This window comes from Acidobacteriota bacterium (genome assembly GCA_016195325.1).
In the GTDB taxonomy this organism is placed as follows: domain Bacteria; phylum Acidobacteriota; class Polarisedimenticolia; order JACPZX01; family JACPZX01; genus JACPZX01.
This window is the reverse complement of record JACPZX010000005.1, coordinates 1-15,675: the sequence shown is the minus strand read 5'-3', so window position 1 is coordinate 15,675 and position 15,675 is coordinate 1. Positions and strand designations below refer to the sequence as shown.

The following is a 15,675-nucleotide window of genomic DNA, read 5'->3' as shown; positions in this document are numbered from 1 at the left end:
CTGCTGAGCAGCCGGGATCCGCGGCTCGAAAAACCCTTGGAGCAACTCGTGGAGGTGGCGGCGTACGCGGATCGGAGTCTCGCTCTGCGACGTGACAAGCGTCGCGACGGAGGATCGGAGCAGGAGTGAGGAGGGTTTTTCTCCCGGCCGCGCTCGAGGCGCGACCGGGAGTTCGATGAGACCATGGTAGCGGGGGCAGGATTTGAACCTGCGACCTTTGGGTTATGAGCCCAACGAGCTACCAGACTGCTCCACCCCGCGGCCGTTTGGAAAGCCGGAGAGTACTCTTCATCCCCCGGCGAGTCAACCCGCGGCGATCACCACTCCGGCGTGCGATCCCACCGGTGATCGCGAAGACGCTTCACCACCGGCGGCTCGAGAGGCCCGCGAGCCGACGCGGCGGCGTTCGCCTCGACGTGCGCGACGCTCCGCATGCCGGGGATCACGGTGGACACGGCCTCGTGCGCGAGGCAGAAGCGCAAAGCCGCGTCGGCAAGGGTCGGCGCGTGCTTCGGGACGAGCCAGCGGAGCTTCTCGACGCGATCGACGGTGCGCTCCAGGCGATCTCCGGCGAAATAGCGCTCGCGGAACTCGCCGCGGCGGAAGACCGTGGTCGCGGTGAGCGCCCCGCCCAGCGACGACTCGTCGAGCGGAACGCGCGAGATGATGCCGCAGCCGGCCTCGATCGCCGCCGGGAAGAGAGCGTCCTCGGGGGCCTGCTCGAAGATGTTGTGGACCACCTCGACGACCTCGGTGCGCTTCTTGCGCACCGCCGAGACGACCGTCTCGGAGCGAAATGTGTTCACCGAGATGCCGTGGTGGCGGATCTTCCCCTCGGCCTTCAGGGCCTCGAGGGCGGCGTGCCACCCCCCCTCCTCGGTCCACGAGTCGAGCCAGACGTGGAGGAGCACCACATCCACGCGCTCGCGCCCGAGATTCTTGAGTGACCGCTCGACGGATTCCCGGAGGTGCTTCACCGGGAAGGCCTCATCGGCCGGCGTCCCCGGATCGGGGGGCCATTTCTTCGAGGTGGACGGGACCTTCGTCAGGATGATCGCCTCGCGACCCGCCTCGCCGGCCTCGCGGAGGGCCCGCCCGACGAGCTTCTCGCTCCGGCCGTCGCCGTACACGGCCGCGGTGTCGAAGAAGTTGATCCCGAGGTCCACCGCGCGGCGGAGCGCGCGGACCCCCTCCCCCTCGTCCACCGGCCCCCAGAGATCGCCGCCGAGCTGCCAGGCCCCGAAGCCGATCTCGGAGACCTGAAGCCCCGTCTTTCCGAGCGCCCTTCGAGTCACCTGCATCTCGTCGCCCCTCCGTCCCGCGTCCCTAAGGTAGAATAGCCGCACTCCAGAAACCTTCCACTTCAAGGAGGAGCCCCATGTTCGGCACCAAGGACAAGGAGTACTTCGACACCTTCTCGACCCTCGCGGGGAAAATTCACGAGGGGGCGAACCTCCTCCACGAGATGATGCGCAACTACGATCGGCCGCAGGAGTCCGCGCGGCGCATCAAGGCGCTCGAGCACGAGTGCGACCAGATCACGCACAACCTCGTCAAGATGCTCAACAAGACCTTCATCACGCCGTTCGACCGCGAGGACATCCACGACCTCGCGACGAAGCTCGACGACGTCATCGATTTCATCGACACCACCGCCGACCGGATGACCTTCTACAACCTCGCGAGCCCCCCTCCCGAGATGCTCGGCATGGCCGACGTCCTCGTGCGGCAGACGGCGGTCCTGAAGGAAGCCATCGCCAACCTGAGGACGTCCGATCACATCCTCGAGAAGTGCGTCGAGATTCACGCCCTCGAGAGCGAGGGGGACCGCATCTTCCACGAGGGGCTCGCCCGCCTCTTCCACAAGACGCGGAAGGAGGACGCGATCGAGCTGATCAAGGAGAAGGACGTCCTCGAGACGGTCGAGACGGCGACGGACATGTGCGAGGACGTGGCGAACGTCCTCGAGGGAATCATTCTGAAGAACGCCTGATCCGGAAGACGATCTCCCCCGGCCGCGCGTAGCCGAGCTTCTCGCGCGCGAGCTTCTCGATCACGTACGGGTCGCTCCGGAGCCCCCTCACCTCCGACAGGAGAGCCCCGTTCTCCTCGCGCAGGGAGGCCACCTCGGCGTTCAGCCGCGAGAGCTGGGCCCTCTGCCGCCTCACGTCGAGGAAGCCCCGGTCGCCGGTCACCGCGGCGATCGCGACGAGCAAGGCTAAGACCAGCACCAGGAAGATGACGAGCTGGCGCCCGATCTTCGGCTTACGGCCGGCGTCTCTGGATCGATCGCCCGGCGTAGACGGCGGCATCCCCGAGATCCTCCTCGATGCGGAGAAGCTGGTTGTACTTCGCGACGCGCTCTGCGCGGCATGGCGCCCCGGTCTTGATCTGGCCCAGGTTGAGCGCGACCGCGAGGTCGGCGATGAAAGTGTCCTCGGTCTCCCCCGAGCGGTGCGACACGACGCAGGTGTACCCGCTCTCTCCGGCGAGACGGATCGTGTCGAGCGTCTCCGTGAGCGTGCCGATCTGGTTGAGCTTGATCAGGATCGAGTTCGCGACCCCGGTCTCGATCCCCTTCCTGAGGATCGCGGCGTTCGTCACGAAGATGTCGTCGCCGACGATCTGCACGCGGGCGCCGAGGACCTCGGTCATCTTCCGCCACCCGTCCCAGTCCCCCTCCGCCAGGCCGTCCTCGATGGAGAGGATCGGGTAGCGCTTCACGAACCCCTCGTACATGGAGATCATCTCCGCCGCCGTCCGCTCGGGCGGCGTCTCCGTCTCGAGGAGGTACTTCCCCGATTTCCTGTCCGCCGACGGCTTGAAGAACGTGGAGGCGGCGACGTCGAGGGCGATCGCGGCGTCCTCGCCGGGCCGGTACCCCGCCTTCTCGATCGCCTGGACGATGATCGCGAGCGCCTCGTCGTGCGACTTCAGATGGGGGGCGAACCCTCCCTCGTCGCCGACGGAGGTTGCGAGGTTCCGCGACTTGAGGACCGCCTTGAGGTGGTGGTAGATCTCGGCCCCCATCCGCAGCGCCTCGCGGAACGAGGGCGCGCCGACCGGCAGGACCATGAACTCCTGGATGTCGAGGTTGTTGTCCGCGTGCACGCCGCCGTTGAGGATGTTGAAGAGGGGCACGGGAAGGACCCGCGCGCCGGGCCCGCCGAGGTAGCGGTAGAGCGGCAGCCCCGACTCCTCCGCCGCCGCCCGCGCCACGGCGAGGCTGGCCGCGAGGAGCGCGTTCGCCCCGAGCTTGGACTTCGACGGCGTGCCGTCGAGATCGAGGAGCGTGCGATCGACGAAAGCCTGGTCGGCCGCCTCGATCCCCTCGAGCGCCGCGGCAACCGTTCCGTTCACGTGGGCCACCGCCTTCGAGACGCCCCTGCCGAGGTAGCGGGCCTTGTCGCCGTCCCGCAGCTCGATCGCCTCGCGCTCCCCGGTGGAGGCGCCGGAGGGGACCGCCGCGCGCCCGGAGGCGCCGCTCTCGAGGACGACCTCGGCCTCGACCGTGGGGTTTCCCCTCGAGTCGAGGATCTCTCTTCCGACGACAGATTCGATCGCGCTCATCGTCCAGGTCTCTCCCTCGCGTCCCTCAGCCGCCCAGGAGCGCCTTCTTCCCGTCCTCGACGAGGCGCGCGAGATCGGCCGGCGTGCGGGCTTCGACATAGTAGCGCACCACGGGCTCCGTCCCCGAGGGGCGCATGAGCAGCCACGCGCCGTCGTCGAAGTCGAGCCTGAGGCCGTCGAGCACCGTCGCCTTCGAGACGCTTCGCGATCCCACGGTGTCGGGGGGGCGGCTCATCCGCTCGCGGAGCCGCGTGACCTGATCGGCGCTCACGGGCGTGTCCTCCCGGGCGCTGTGGTACGCGCCGACCTTCGCAAAGAGATCGTCGCGCTGCGCCCTCAGGCTCTTCCCGCGGACGGCCGTCATCTCGGCGGCGAGGAGCCCCGCCAGGAGGCCGTCCTTCTCGGGGACGTGCCCTACCACCGACATCCCGGCGCTCTCCTCGCCGGCGAGGTACGCCTTGCCGTCGAGGAGCAGCTCGCCGAGATACTTGAACCCGACGCCCGTCTGGTGGAGCGGCATCCCGTAGTGAGAGGCCACGGCGTCGATCAGCCGGGTCGTCGCGTACGTGCGGGCGAGGCCGTGCCGCCAGCCGCGGGACTCCGCGAGGTAATCGGCGAGAAGCGCGAGGACCGTGTTGGGGGTGACGAAAGAGCCGTCCGAGTCGACGACGCCGAACCGATCGGCGTCGCCGTCGGTCGCGATGCCGATCGACGCCTCCCCGCGCGCGACGAGCGCTGCGAGCGCCCCGAGGTTCTTCGGCGACGGGTCGGGGCCGAGGTTCCCGAAGGTCACGTCGCGCTCCTCGTGGATCGAGACGACCTTCACGCCGTGGCGCCTCAGCGCCTCGGCGAGGAACCCCCGCCCGGCCCCCCACAGAGGATCGACGGCGACGGCGGCGCGCGACTTCCGGATCTCGTCGAACCGCACGATCTTCGCCAGGGCGTCGAGGTAGGGCTCGCGGAAGCTCTCGTCGACCCCCGCGGGGGCGGCGGCGCCGTGGTGCACGGGAACCCGCTCCGTCGCGAAGTGCGCCTCGCCGGGAGACTTCAAGAGGCCCGCGATCCGCGCCTCGAGGTCCTTCGTCATCTCGGGAGGGGACGGCGCCCCCTTCTCGTTGTTGACCTTGAACCCGCTCCACGACGCCGGGTTGTGGCTCGCCGTGATGTTGATCGAGCCCGCGAGGCCCCGCGCCCGGATGGCGTGCGAGATGGCCGGCGTCGGGACGTGCGACGTGGCGAGCTGGACGGCGATCCCCTCGGCGGCGACCGTCTTCGCCGCCTCGGCGGCGAAGTGCTCCGAGAGGAACCTCGGGTCGTATCCGGCGCAGATCCCGAGGCGCGACGTCCCCCTCGACTTCAGATGATCCGCTAGGGCCTTCGCGACGAGCCGCACGCGGGGGAAGGTGAAGGCGTCGGCGATGATGCCGCGCCATCCGGAGGTGCCGAAGGCGATCGCGCTCAACGGGCCGTTCCTTGACGGCGGTCCGAGGGCGTCTCTATAATTCCTTCCGCTGCTCCATCACGTGCTCGCACAGGATCCCCTCAAAGTGACCGACAAGATCGTCATCCTCACCACCGTCGACAGCGAAGATCTCGCGCTCAAGATCGCCTCCGGTCTCGTCGAGGGGCGGCTCGCGGCGTGCGTCAACGTGATCTCCTCCGTCCGGTCGATCTACCGCTGGAAGGACAAGGTCTGCGACGACAAGGAGATGATCCTGATGATCAAGACGTCGGCGCACCTGTTCAACGAGGTGCGCGACCTGATCCGCGAGCAGCACACGTACGAGCTGCCCGAGATCCTCGCCCTTCCGGTGGCCGCCGGCGACGAGAAGGTGCTCGACTGGATCATGACCTCCGTGAAGGGGCGGACCCCGTAGCCACGGCCGTCTTGCCGATCGCCGCCAGCCCTCTCGAAAGGTCCTCGATGAGGTCCTCCGCGTCCTCGATCCCCACCGAGATCCTCACGAGGCCGTCCGTGACTCCGATGCGGCGCCTCTCGTCCACGGGGACCGAGGCGTGCGTCATGCTCGCCGAGTGCGAGATGAGCGTCTCGACGCCGCCGAGGCTCTCCGCCAGCGCGCACAGGCGCAGGGCGTCGAGGAAGCTCTTCGCCTCCGCGTAGCCCCCCAGATCGAACGAGATCATCCCGCCGAATCCCCGCGCCTGCTGCTTCGCGAGCGCGTGCTGGGGATGCGACGCGAGGCCGGGGTAGTTGACCGCGCGGATCTCGGGCCGCCCCGCGAGAAACGCCGCGATCTTCCGCGTGTTCACCTCGTGCCGCTCCATCCTGACCGCGAGGGTCTTCACCCCGCGGAGGACCAGCCACGAGTCGAACGGGGAGAGGATGGCCCCCGCCGACTTCTGGATGAAGTGGAGGCGCTCGCCGTCCTCCTCGCGCGCCGCGATGACCGCGCCGCCGACGCTGTCGCTGTGGCCGTTCAGGTACTTGGTCGTGCTGTGGACGACGAGATCGGCGCCCAGGGGGATCGGGTTCTGCCAGTACGGCGACATGAAGGTGTTGTCGACGACGAGGCGGGCGCCGCGCTTGCGGCAGAGGGCCGCGCACCCCGCGATGTCGGTGAGGGTCATGACGGGATTGTGCGGCGTCTCGATGAAGACCATCGTGGTGTTCGGCTTCATCGCCGCCGAGACGTTCGCGAGATCCGTCGTGTCGATGAAGGAGAACTCGACGCCGAAGTGCTTGAGGATCCCGTCCACGAGGCGGAACGTCCCGCCGTACACGTTCTGCGAGACGACGACGTGATCGCCGGCCTTCAGCATGGAGAAGACGGCGTTGATCGCCGCCATCCCCGACGCGAACGCGAGGGCCCGTTTCCCCTTCTCGAGGATCGCGAGGTTGTTCTCGAGAGCCGAGCGGGTGGGGTTGATGGTGCGGGCGTAGTTCCACCCCTTCGTCTCGCCGAGCGCCTCGACTTCGTAGGTGGAGGTCTGGTAGATGGGGACGGAGACGGCGCCCGTGGTGGGGTCCGGCTCCTGTCCCGCGTGGATGGCGTCGGTTGCGAATCCCATGGAGTGGCTCCTGCGTGAGTGTCGGCGGCGCGAACTGGAAAAATACAGGAGCCCCCGGGGGGAATCAACCCGGCGTCTAGCCCTTACCCTTGCCCTTCCCCTTGCCGTGGCCGTGATTCTCGCCCTGGTCGTCGCCGTCCCCGTGGCCGTGCCCCTCGCCCTGGTCGTCTCCCCCGTGCTTGCCGCGGTACTGGGTTCCGGCCACCGACTTCCACGTCGGTCCGGCCTGTCGCCAGCCGACGACCGTGTCGGGGGGGACGCTGAAATACCGCGCCTGCGTCCTCACGTTCACCCAGTAGGCGACGTCGCTGTCGGTGAGGGCGACCTGCTCCTTCGGGTGGTTCTTCCAGTGGCCGTAGGCCTTTCCGTACGGCGGGCCGGGGTCGTGCTGCACGGGAACGAAGACGCGATCCGGGGGAACGTTCAGCCGCGTCATCACCTGGACCCACGGGGTCCCTTTCGAGCGAAGATCCCAGACGGCCGAGAGCGACACGTGGGCCTCGTTGGCCATGAACAGAAGGATGGGGAAGTCCAGCTCGGGAGCCTTCATCTGCGGGTAGACCGCCCTCACCTGCTCGGCGGGGGGCTGGTACGCGGTGTTCGCGACGTGCAGGTAGACCTGCGAGTCGTTCTTCGGATCGGGCTTCCAGAGGAAGTCCAGGTTCACCGAAATGCCGGCGGATGCCGTCGAGACGGCCGCGGCGACGGCGGCCAGGATCGCGAGTTTTCTCATGTCAGAAGTCGATTCCTTTCTGCGCGAGGATCCCCTGCTGGTACGGGTGCTTCACCTCGCGCATCTCGGTCACCATGTGGGCCCGCTCGATAAGCCGCTCGTGGGCGGCGCGGCCCGTCAGGACAAGATGAAGCTCCGGGGGCTTGCGGTCCACCAGGTCGAGGACCTGCTCGATGCTGAGGAGGCCGTCCGAGACGGCGTTGTTGATCTCGTCGAGGATGACGATGTCGTAGGCCCCCGACCGGACCTTCTCCTCCGCCAGGGCGAACCCTTCCGCCGCCGCCTTCCTGTGGACCTCCTCGGGGATCCGGTCCCCCATGATCCGGTAAAACCCCTTGCCGGCCTTGATCAGCTCGAACTCCGGCGCGAGGCGCGCCGCCGAGACCTGCTCGCCGGTCTTCCACGGCCCCTTGATGAACTGGATCATGACGACCTTCAGGCCATAGCCGCAGGCCCGGAGCGCGGTCCCGAGCGCCGCGGTCGTCTTCCCCTTCCCGTTCCCGGTGTTGACGATGACGAGCCCGAGCCGCTTCGGCGCGCTCGGCTCCGTCACGGATTCCGTCATCCTCCGCCCCCTCCCCCCCGGACGCCGCCGACACCGGCGACGGCCGCGCGACATTATAAGCCCCCTCCGACGAGCGCGTTGCGCCCGCTGCGGGGTCTCCCTATACTCCACCGCATGATCGCACTCACCCAGAACGCCGCGGCCCAGATCCTCCGCATGATGAACGAGCAGAAGCTCACCCCCGGCGAGTCTGGTGTGAGGTTCGGCGTGAAGCCCGCCGGATGCTCGGGGCTCTCCTACACCATGGACTTCGACGGCGCGCCGAAGGACGGCGACCAGGTCGCCACGCAGCACGGCATCCGGATCGTGATCGACGCGGCCGCCGCTCCGTACCTCGACGGGACCGAGATCGACTGGAAGGGGGGCCTCCTCGGCGCCGGCTTCCAGTTCCGGAACCCGAACGCGACCAAATCGTGCGGCTGCGGCGAGAGCTTCAGCGTCTGACCCCCGCCCCGAAGTGGCGGCACCGCGGCGCGAGCGGACACGCCTCGCAGATCGGTGACGCCGCCCTGCAGATCTCCCGGCCGTGGGCCCGGAGCGCCCCGTGCGCGCGGATCAGCAGATCGCACCCCGCACCAGGCTCCTCCTTCATCGCCGCCTCCTGCGCCGACCGGTAACTTCTCGGATAGCTCTTCGACTCCTCCCCGAGCCCCAGGCGGAGGAGAACCCGGAGGCCGTTCGACTCGAGGGCGAGAAACGGCGCCGCGCCGTTGAAGAGGAGGATCCTCTCGGCGCCGGGATCGCCGAATCCGGGGAAACGCTTGAACAGCCTCTTCGCCTTCGCCGGCGCCAGCGCGAGGGCGGCCTTCACGTCCCCGTCGGGGAACGCGTCGGTGGCGATGCGCGCGGCTTCCCGGAGCCGCTCCACACGATCCTCGGGACGCATCCCGCCGAGCCTCGCGGCCTCGAGAAGGGCGCCGGGCGGAGCCGCCAGGATCGCCGCCGGCGTCACTCCGACCTTCCGCTTCAGGAATTCGTACGCGGCCCGGCGCTTCGCGTCGGGGACGAGGTAGGCGACGTTCTCCCAGAGCACCATCTCGAACGGGTGGGTGAGCTCGGGGCGGAACCGGCCGTGGAGTTTCTCGAGCGCCGCGACGAGCTTCCGGAGCCTCACGGGCCCGGAGCCCACGCTAGGGACGCCGCGCGCGGAGCTCCGTGCCCCGCCTCATGACTCCGCCGCGCACGACGTAGCGCATCTGCCGCAGGTTGCGGACGGTGACCAGAGGGTCGGCGGCGACGACCAGGAGGTCCGCGGCCTTCCCGGCCTCCACCGTCCCGAGATCCTTCGCCCGGCCCATCGCGGTGGCCCCGCCGAGCGTCGAAGCCCTGAGGACCTCCGCGGGCGTCATCCCGGCCGCCTCCATCGCCTCCATCTCGCCGAACACCGAGGGCCCGTGAAGCGTCAGCGGGTTCCCCGCGTCCGTCCCCATCGCGATGGGGATCCCCGCGTCGCGCACGCGCCTCAAATTCGCCGCCATCGTGTCGCGCATCGCCTCGCGGTTCGCGAAGCGGGCGAGGGCCGCCGCGTCCACCTTCCCCGCCGCGGCCTTCGGCGTCGAGGCGACGTGGTCGAGCGTCTCCGCGTCGACGCACTGCCCCGGATCGTCGACGGGAGGGGGGTTTCCGCTCAGCACCGACTGGTACATCCGGTAGTACCCGTCGATGACCGTGAGCGTCGGGCAGTAGATCGTCCCGTTCCTCTTCGCGAGATCGATGAACTCGTCGTCGAGCGGGAGGTCCCAGACGCTGTGGACGAGGAGGTTCGCGCCGGCCCCGAGGCTCGCCTTCGCCTCCTTCAGCCCGGTGGCGTGGACGATGAGAGGGAGGTGGCGCGCCCTCGCCTCCTCGCCCGCGGCGCGCACGGCGCCCGCCATCTCGTCGAAGCCGCGCGCGGTGTTGTCGATGAACCAGACCTTCACGGCGCTCGTCGCGTGCGCGGACAGGTACCGGACCCCCTCCCGCGCGGCGTTCGGGTCGGCGAGGTAGATGAACTGCCGCTCGGCGGGCAGGTTGAGCCAGTGGTCGAGCGTCGTGAGGAGGGGCCCGGCCGCGGCGACGTGGGGCGAGGCGGTGTCGGCCTCGGCGCGCGCGCGGAGATCCCACGTCCACGGGTAGCCCCCCACGTCGAAGACCGACGTGACCCCCGAGCACACGTACGAGCGGAGAAAGCGCCCGGGGTCGCCGCGCAGCTTCGCCTGGAGCTGCTCGTACGGGAACTGCTCCCGGAGGTCGATCGAGTCGGGGCGCCCGTCGGCCCAGCCCGTTTGCGAGAAGTGGACGTGGGCGTCCACGAGCCCGGGGGTGACGAAGAGCCCCGTCAGATCGACCGTCTCGAGCCCCTCCGGGATCGGGCACGCCGATCTCGATCCGGCGCAGTCGATCTTCCCGCCCCGCATCACGATCACCGCGTCGGCGACCGCCGCTCCGCCCGTTCCGTCGAGGAGTGTCTCCCCGGCGAGGGCGACCGGGGGCGGAGGCGTGTCCTTCGAGGCCTCGAAGGCGGTGGTGACGGCGATCTTCCACCCCTTCTTCGTCTCGAGGAAGATCCGCTCCGAGATCCCGAGGTGCTCGTCCCCCGCGCCGTAGCGGACGCGGTAGCGATACGTCCCGTAGACGACGCCGGCGCGGATCGGCACGAGCTGGAGGTCGTGCCCCTCGAAGACCTCGGGCCACGGATCCTTTTTCGACTGCTCGGCGTGGGCCGCGAAGCCGCGCTGCGGCCCCTCGGGGCCGGTGCGGGCGAACGTCTCGGCGTCGAGGTAGCCCGCGAGGTACGCGTCGCGATCGCGGCGGCGGATCGCGTCGAGGTTCGACTCGAAGAGCTTTCGCGCCTCCACGAGATCGCGCCCAAAGTCGGCGAACGCGATCCCCGACAACAGGCAGGAGAGGAAGATGACGGTCATTCGGCGCACGCGTCCTCCTTCGACCCGGGATGGGTCCGCAAGAGCGGGGAAGGATAGATCAGGGGCAGGAGAATGCGGACCCGGCGATCCCGGCGTCGCGACCGGCCGCCTGGGAGCCTCCCGCGTCGTAGGTGCCGCTCCCGCCGCAGCTCGTCCCCCGCACGAGGAACCAGAACCCCTGGCCGAGGGCGGGCGCCGCGCCGTACGCGAGCGACGTGGACGGCAGATCGTTCGCGAGGCACTCCTCCGTCGAGGTCGTGAAGTTGCCGTGCGACTGGGTGAGAGCCGGCAGGCCCCCCCTGACGACGTCGTACCCCGTCGCGCCGGCGAGCGCCGTCCAGGAGAGCCCGCCTGGGCTCATCGAGACGTCCGGCGTCCCCGCGGGAGCCCCCGAGCAGACCGCCGTCGACTCGGTGGCGGCGTCGTTCGCGCCGTTCGTGTCCGTCACGGAAGACGCCACGCGCGCGGTGTTGACGAGAGGGCCCGACGCCCCGGCCGTCACGCCGACGACCACCGTCGCGCTCGCGGACGCGGCGATGTCCCCGAGATCGCACACGACGGGGCCCGACCCGGCGCAGCTTCCCTGGCTCGGCGTCGCGGAGACGTACGTCGCGGCGGCGGGCAGCGTGTCAATCAGGCGGACATTCGTCGCCGCGGCCGCGCCGACGTTGGCGACGGAGACGGTGTACGCGAGCGCGCCGGTGGGGGCCACCGGGTCCGGCGCATCGATCTGGGTCACCGACAGATCCGTCGGCGGACCGACGCGGCACCCCGCGGAGATGGAGAGGAGGTAGTCGCCGATCGTCGATCCGGTGACGAGCGCGTAGTAGGTGCCCGGGACGGACACCCGGTACGCCAGCGCCTCGCCGGGAGAGTTAGGGTTCTTGGCGGTGAGGCTTCCCGCGCCCGAGGTCGTCGAGGAGGTCGAGCCCGCGTCGTTGACGGCCACAAGCGGCAGGCCGCTCGCGTCGAGCAGCGTGAGGGCGGCGTTGATCGGCGTGTTGTTTCGGAGCGGATCGCCGTCGAGGCCCAGAAGGACGAGATCCCCCGCCGCGGCGGTGAAGGCGTAGACGTCGTTGTCGGTGAGCGCCGAGAGCGCGCCGTAGAAGTAGCCGTTCGGCGCCGCGTTCGCCTGCGGGATCGTCCCGTTCGGCTCGGTCTCCGGCGTCGCCGAGCCGATCGGAGGCTCCACGGCGGCGTAAAGCCGGTACGGCTCCGCGATGCGGATCGACGAGAACTGGCTCACCCGGAGGTACGCCGGCGCCCCCGTGAGAGGGGTCCCCGCCACGTTCGGCGCGAGGCTCCCGAAGGGGGCGTCGTCGTTCTGATCGTCGTACTCGAGAGTGTCCGCGGCCGTCGTCGCGCGCAGGTCGAAGTCCGTCGAGTTCGACGCCACCCCGTCCACGAGGGCGAAGAGGCGCGAGCCGGCGGCGGGGGTTCCGACGGCGAAGAAGTCCGCTTCGCCCGCCGGGGAGATCGTCCCTTCCGCGCCGCACGCGAGCTCGTTCGCCGCGGCGGGGGTGTCGTTCGTCTCGACTTCCCTCGGGCAGGCGTTCACCTCGATCCGGAACGGGCTTCCGGCGGTGAGCGCGTTCTCGTCCACGAACGCGTAGGCGGTCTGGCCCGCCGCGAGAGGAACGCACATCACCTCCTCCGACGTGCTCGTGGTCCCCCGGTTCGCCGCGGCGAGGCACGATCCGACCGTCACGGGGGGCGACCCCGCCGGGCACGAGCTCGCGACGTACGAGACCAGGTTCAGCGACGCGCTGTACCCCGTGACCTTCACCGAGTACTCCCCCGCCGCGGCAGGGGTGAAGGAGTAGACGGCGTCGCGCCCGGGGGCCGTGGAAGCGACCTGCCCGACGCCGCCGAAGCACCCCGCGCCGGACAGCTCGTAATCGTCGGCCGCGAGAGCCGTCGTGCCGGCGACCGGCGCGTCGAGCTGGAGGGGGATCGCCCCGGCGCAGACGTCGTTCGACGGAGGGCCCGGCTGGGTGACGCGGAGCTGGACGGCCGTGTTCGCGGCCGCCGGCGCGCTCGTTCCGAGCTGCCAGACGAGCACGTAGTAGGTCGTGCCGCCGGTCAGGTGAGCCGTCACGACCGCCTGGAGCGTCTCGAAAGAGCACGCGTCGTTGTCGCACGCGCCGGAGAGCTGCGTGAACGCCCCCCCGCACCCGCCGGGCGACGTGTAGACCGCCAGGACCGTGTCGTTGACGGTGGTCCCCGTCGGCGCGTCGGCGCAGGTGGAGATCGTGTAGTCGTTCGTCGCCGTCGGCGTGAAGGTGTACCAGATGCTCCGGGAGACGTTCGCCTGGCACGAAGGGCCGGAAGGATCGCCCGCGGTCGAAGCGTCGGTGACGTCGGACGTGAGCGCCGTCGTGTACGGGAAGGGGCCGTTGCCGGGGATCGACTCGGCGCTTCCGCACAGGTCGTTCGCAGGCGGCACCAGCGGCCTCTGCGCGACGCGGAGCTGCACCGCCGTGTGCCCCGCGAGGGGCGCCGCCGATCCGAACTGCCACGCGAGGACGTAGTAGGTCGTTCCCGCGTCCAGCGTCGCCGTGATCTCCGACTGCTGCGCGCACGCGTCGTCGCTGCACCCGCCGGCGATCTCGGTGAAGGTCCCCCCGCAGCCTCCCGAGGAGGTGTAGATCGCGAGGACGGTGTCGTCCACCGTCGTCGCCGTCGGCGCCGACGCGCAGGTCGAGAGGGTGTAGCTCGCCGTGAGCGACGGCGTGAACGCGTACCAGATCGATCGGGAGACGTCCGGCTGGCAGGATGGGACCGCCGGATCCCCCGACGTCGTCGCGTCGGTGAGGTCGCCGGTCACCGACGTCAGGTACGGGAAGGGCCCGCCGGCCGGAATCCCCTCGGCGCCGGCGCAGACGTCGTTCGACGGGGCCGACAGGAGCTGGTACCCCGAGACGGTCCGGATCCCCTGCCTCCTCGTGGCGGCGCCCTCGCCGGCGGAGCGCGACCCCGCGCCCGGGCTCCGCTCCGGGTCCGGCTTCGCCCCCGCCGTCGAGACGATCCGCGCCTCGATCGTGACCGGGAACTCGGCCTCCGCGACGTCGACGACGATCACCAGATCCGGCGCCCGCCGCACGGAGGTCTCATGAAGCTCGAGGTGGGCGTCGAGGTCACGCCCGTCGGCGTCCGTGGCGTTCAGATCCCCATACCGCAGCACGGGACTCCCTCCCGGCTCCAGGAGCGTGAGACTCCGCCCGTCGCCTTCGAGCCGCCACGAGAGGTTCCCGCGCATCGCGAGATCGACGCGGAGCGACGGGTCGCTCCCCTCCTCCGCTCCGCCCGGCGCCTCGACCGTGAACCCCTGCTCGAGACCCCGGTCGCTCACCAGGTACCACTCGTCGATCCCGTCCCTGAAATACTCGACGCCGTCCGGAGACGGATCGAGACGCGACGCGGGCTCGGGCGCGGGAGCCTCGCCGGATCGAGGGGCGAGATACTCGAGACCCCATCCCCATCCCGGGCTCGGACTCGGCCGGGGGGCGATCCGGACGCCGTCGCGGGAGAAATGGAACCGAAGCCTCTGTCCCGGGCTGAGCGCCTCGAACCCGCCGTCGGCCGACGCGCGCACATCCCCCGGAGACTTCGGCGAGGAGGCGCCGATCGCGCCACCGCCCGCGACCGCGAGCGCGACGAGCGCGCCAGCCGCCGCGCGGGACGCCCGGCGGATTCCGGCGCCGCTCACGGGCAGGCCCCGGCGGAGAGCGCGACCTCCGCGTCGCGGTGGCCGGACTGGTCGGGGGTGTCGTAGGTCCCGTTCCCTCCGCAGCTTACGGCCCGGACGAGGAACCAGTAGCCGGTCCCGAGTGCGGGAATGCCGGAAAACGTCGCGTGGTTCACCGGCGTGTCGTTCGCGACGCACTGTTCGGTCGAGGTGCCGAAGTTCCCGGACGACTGGTTCAGCGTCCCGAGGCTGCCGCGCACGACATCGTACCCCGTGGCGCCGGCCACGGCGTCCCACGTGATCGCGTCGCCGTCCGCCAGCGCCGTCAGAATCTGCCCGGGAGGCGCGATCCCATCGTCGACGAACCCGTTGCAGTCGTTGTCGAGTCCGTCGCACGTCTCGACGCCCGGCGCCCCCTGTGTGCACGTGTCGAAGATCCGGCCGCCCAGGCAGGTCGCAACCCCCGTCGAGGCGCAGGTCCCGATCCCGCAGCTCGTCGGGACCGCGCCGAAGTCCTCGTCCACCGTCCCGTCGCAGTCGTCATCGACGTTGTTGCACGTGGCGTCGGACGGCGCGGGCGTGCCGGGCGTGCAGGTGCTCGTCACTGAACCCCCGACGCACTGCGTCTGGCCGGTGGCCGAGCAGGCACCAACTCCGCAGCTCGTGGGCGTCGGGACGTAGTCCTCATCGACCGCCCCGTCGCAGTCGTCGTCGATGTTGTTGCACGTCGCGTCGGACGGCGCGGGCGTCCCGGGTGTGCAGGTGCTCGTTACCGAGCCACCCACGCACTGGGTCGGTCCTGTAGCCGAGCAGGCACCCACGCCGCAGCTCGTGGGCGTCGGGACGTAGTCCTCGTCGACCTGGCCGTTGCAGTCGTCGTCGACGTTGTTGCACGTCGCGTCGCTCGGTGCCGGGGTGCCCGGAGTGCACGTGCTCGTTACCGAGCCACCCACGCACTGGGTCTGTCCTGTCGCGGAGCACGCGCCAACACCGCACGAGGTCGGCGTCGGGACGTAGTCCTCATCGACCGACCCATCGCAGTCGTCGTCGATGTTGTTGCACGTCGCGTCGCTCGGAGCAGGGGTCCCCGGCGTGCACGTGCTCGTGACGATTCCACCCACGCACTGGGTCTGGCCCGTGGCCGAGCAAGCGCCAACGCCGCACGAGGTCGGCGTCGGGACGTAGT

14 protein-coding genes and 1 tRNA gene are annotated in these 15,675 nt (G+C 70.1%); 3 read left to right on the top strand and 12 right to left on the bottom strand.

The features are described 5' to 3' along the window. Nucleotides 1-184: 184 nt before the first annotated feature. Nucleotides 185-261: transfer RNA gene (locus tag HY049_00980), tRNA-Met, on the bottom strand. 56 nt (nucleotides 262-317) lie between these two features. Then, nucleotides 318-1,295, bottom strand: a complete 978-nt coding sequence (locus tag HY049_00975) for an aldo/keto reductase (GenBank protein MBI3447482.1) — start codon at nucleotides 1,293-1,295, stop codon at nucleotides 318-320. Between the two features lie 83 nt (nucleotides 1,296-1,378). Here HY049_00975 and HY049_00970 point away from each other — a divergent pair, with 83 nt between their 5' ends. Beyond that, a complete protein-coding gene (locus tag HY049_00970; GenBank protein MBI3447481.1) occupies nucleotides 1,379-1,993 on the top strand; it encodes a DUF47 domain-containing protein in 615 nt (204 codons plus the stop codon). Here the strand turns inward: HY049_00970 and HY049_00965 are convergent. From HY049_00965 to HY049_00955, 3 genes are read right to left on the bottom strand one after another with little or no spacing between them, the layout of a single operon-like run. After that, nucleotides 1,974-2,312 carry a septum formation initiator family protein gene (locus tag HY049_00965; protein ID MBI3447480.1) on the bottom strand — a complete coding sequence of 113 codons (339 nt, stop codon included), beginning with the start codon at nucleotides 2,310-2,312 and terminating at the stop codon, nucleotides 1,974-1,976. The two genes, HY049_00970 and HY049_00965, sit on opposite strands and share 20 nt — an antisense overlap. Next, entirely contained in the window at nucleotides 2,266-3,570 is a 1,305-nt protein-coding gene (gene eno / locus HY049_00960; protein MBI3447479.1) for a phosphopyruvate hydratase, read from the bottom strand. The genes HY049_00965 and eno overlap by 47 nt, the downstream gene beginning before the upstream one ends. A gap of 25 nt (nucleotides 3,571-3,595) precedes the next feature. Next, a complete protein-coding gene (locus tag HY049_00955) occupies nucleotides 3,596-5,032 on the bottom strand; it encodes a phosphoglucomutase/phosphomannomutase family protein (protein MBI3447478.1) in 1,437 nt (478 codons plus the stop codon). Between the two features lie 85 nt (nucleotides 5,033-5,117). Here HY049_00955 and HY049_00950 point away from each other — a divergent pair, with 85 nt between their 5' ends. Next, nucleotides 5,118-5,447 (top strand): divalent-cation tolerance protein CutA, encoded by a 330-nt coding sequence (locus HY049_00950; GenBank protein MBI3447477.1) that lies wholly within the window; start codon nucleotides 5,118-5,120, stop codon nucleotides 5,445-5,447. Here HY049_00950 and HY049_00945 read toward each other — a convergent pair. The 3 genes from HY049_00945 to cobO all read right to left on the bottom strand — a co-directional run bounded on the left by HY049_00945 (nucleotide 5,416) and on the right by cobO (nucleotide 7,898). Then, nucleotides 5,416-6,600, bottom strand: a complete 1,185-nt coding sequence (locus tag HY049_00945) for a PLP-dependent transferase (GenBank protein MBI3447476.1) — start codon at nucleotides 6,598-6,600, stop codon at nucleotides 5,416-5,418. The two genes, HY049_00950 and HY049_00945, sit on opposite strands and share 32 nt — an antisense overlap. Nucleotides 6,601-6,676: 76 nt before the next feature. Further along, nucleotides 6,677-7,333 (bottom strand): hypothetical protein, encoded by a 657-nt coding sequence (locus tag HY049_00940; GenBank protein MBI3447475.1) that lies wholly within the window; start codon nucleotides 7,331-7,333, stop codon nucleotides 6,677-6,679. 1 nt (nucleotide 7,334) lies between these two features. Beyond that, nucleotides 7,335-7,898 (bottom strand): cob(I)yrinic acid a,c-diamide adenosyltransferase, encoded by a 564-nt coding sequence (gene cobO, locus HY049_00935; protein ID MBI3447474.1) that lies wholly within the window; start codon nucleotides 7,896-7,898, stop codon nucleotides 7,335-7,337. Nucleotides 7,899-8,012: 114 nt separating this feature from the next. Here cobO and HY049_00930 point away from each other — a divergent pair, with 114 nt between their 5' ends. Next, nucleotides 8,013-8,342, top strand: coding sequence for an iron-sulfur cluster assembly accessory protein (locus tag HY049_00930; protein ID MBI3447473.1), 330 nt, complete (start codon nucleotides 8,013-8,015; stop codon nucleotides 8,340-8,342). On the opposite strand, the gene HY049_00925 is transcribed toward HY049_00930, so the two are convergent. From HY049_00925 to HY049_00910, 4 genes are all read right to left on the bottom strand, one after another. Next, the gene (locus tag HY049_00925) at nucleotides 8,332-9,012 is read right to left on the bottom strand and encodes a hypothetical protein (protein ID MBI3447472.1); all 681 of its coding nucleotides are present in this window, start codon (nucleotides 9,010-9,012) and stop codon (nucleotides 8,332-8,334) included. The two genes, HY049_00930 and HY049_00925, sit on opposite strands and share 11 nt — an antisense overlap. Before the next feature lie 16 nt (nucleotides 9,013-9,028). Further along, entirely contained in the window at nucleotides 9,029-10,810 is a 1,782-nt protein-coding gene (locus tag HY049_00920) for an amidohydrolase family protein (protein ID MBI3447471.1), read from the bottom strand. Nucleotides 10,811-10,859: 49 nt separating this feature from the next. Next, entirely contained in the window at nucleotides 10,860-14,510 is a 3,651-nt protein-coding gene (locus tag HY049_00915) for a DUF11 domain-containing protein (GenBank protein ID MBI3447470.1), read from the bottom strand. Beyond that, nucleotides 14,507-15,675: hypothetical protein (locus HY049_00910; GenBank protein ID MBI3447469.1), on the bottom strand; the 1,169-nt coding region annotated here is incomplete at its 5' end. The genes HY049_00910 and HY049_00915, both read right to left, overlap by 4 nt.

Bases quoted from the DNA above. Each gene is read 5' to 3' on its own strand.
- eno (MBI3447479.1), bottom strand. From the start codon at position 3,570: ATGAGCGCGATCGAATCTGTCGTCGGAAGAGAGATCCTCGACTCGAGG.
- HY049_00970 (MBI3447481.1), top strand. From the start codon at position 1,379: ATGTTCGGCACCAAGGACAAGGAGTACTTCGACACCTTCTCGACCCTC.
- HY049_00940 (MBI3447475.1), bottom strand. From the start codon at position 7,333: ATGAGAAAACTCGCGATCCTGGCCGCCGTCGCCGCGGCCGTCTCGACG.
- cobO (MBI3447474.1), bottom strand. From the start codon at position 7,898: ATGACGGAATCCGTGACGGAGCCGAGCGCGCCGAAGCGGCTCGGGCTC.
- HY049_00930 (MBI3447473.1), top strand. From the start codon at position 8,013: ATGATCGCACTCACCCAGAACGCCGCGGCCCAGATCCTCCGCATGATG.
- HY049_00945 (MBI3447476.1), bottom strand. From the start codon at position 6,600: ATGGGATTCGCAACCGACGCCATCCACGCGGGACAGGAGCCGGACCCC.
- HY049_00965 (MBI3447480.1), bottom strand. From the start codon at position 2,312: ATGCCGCCGTCTACGCCGGGCGATCGATCCAGAGACGCCGGCCGTAAG.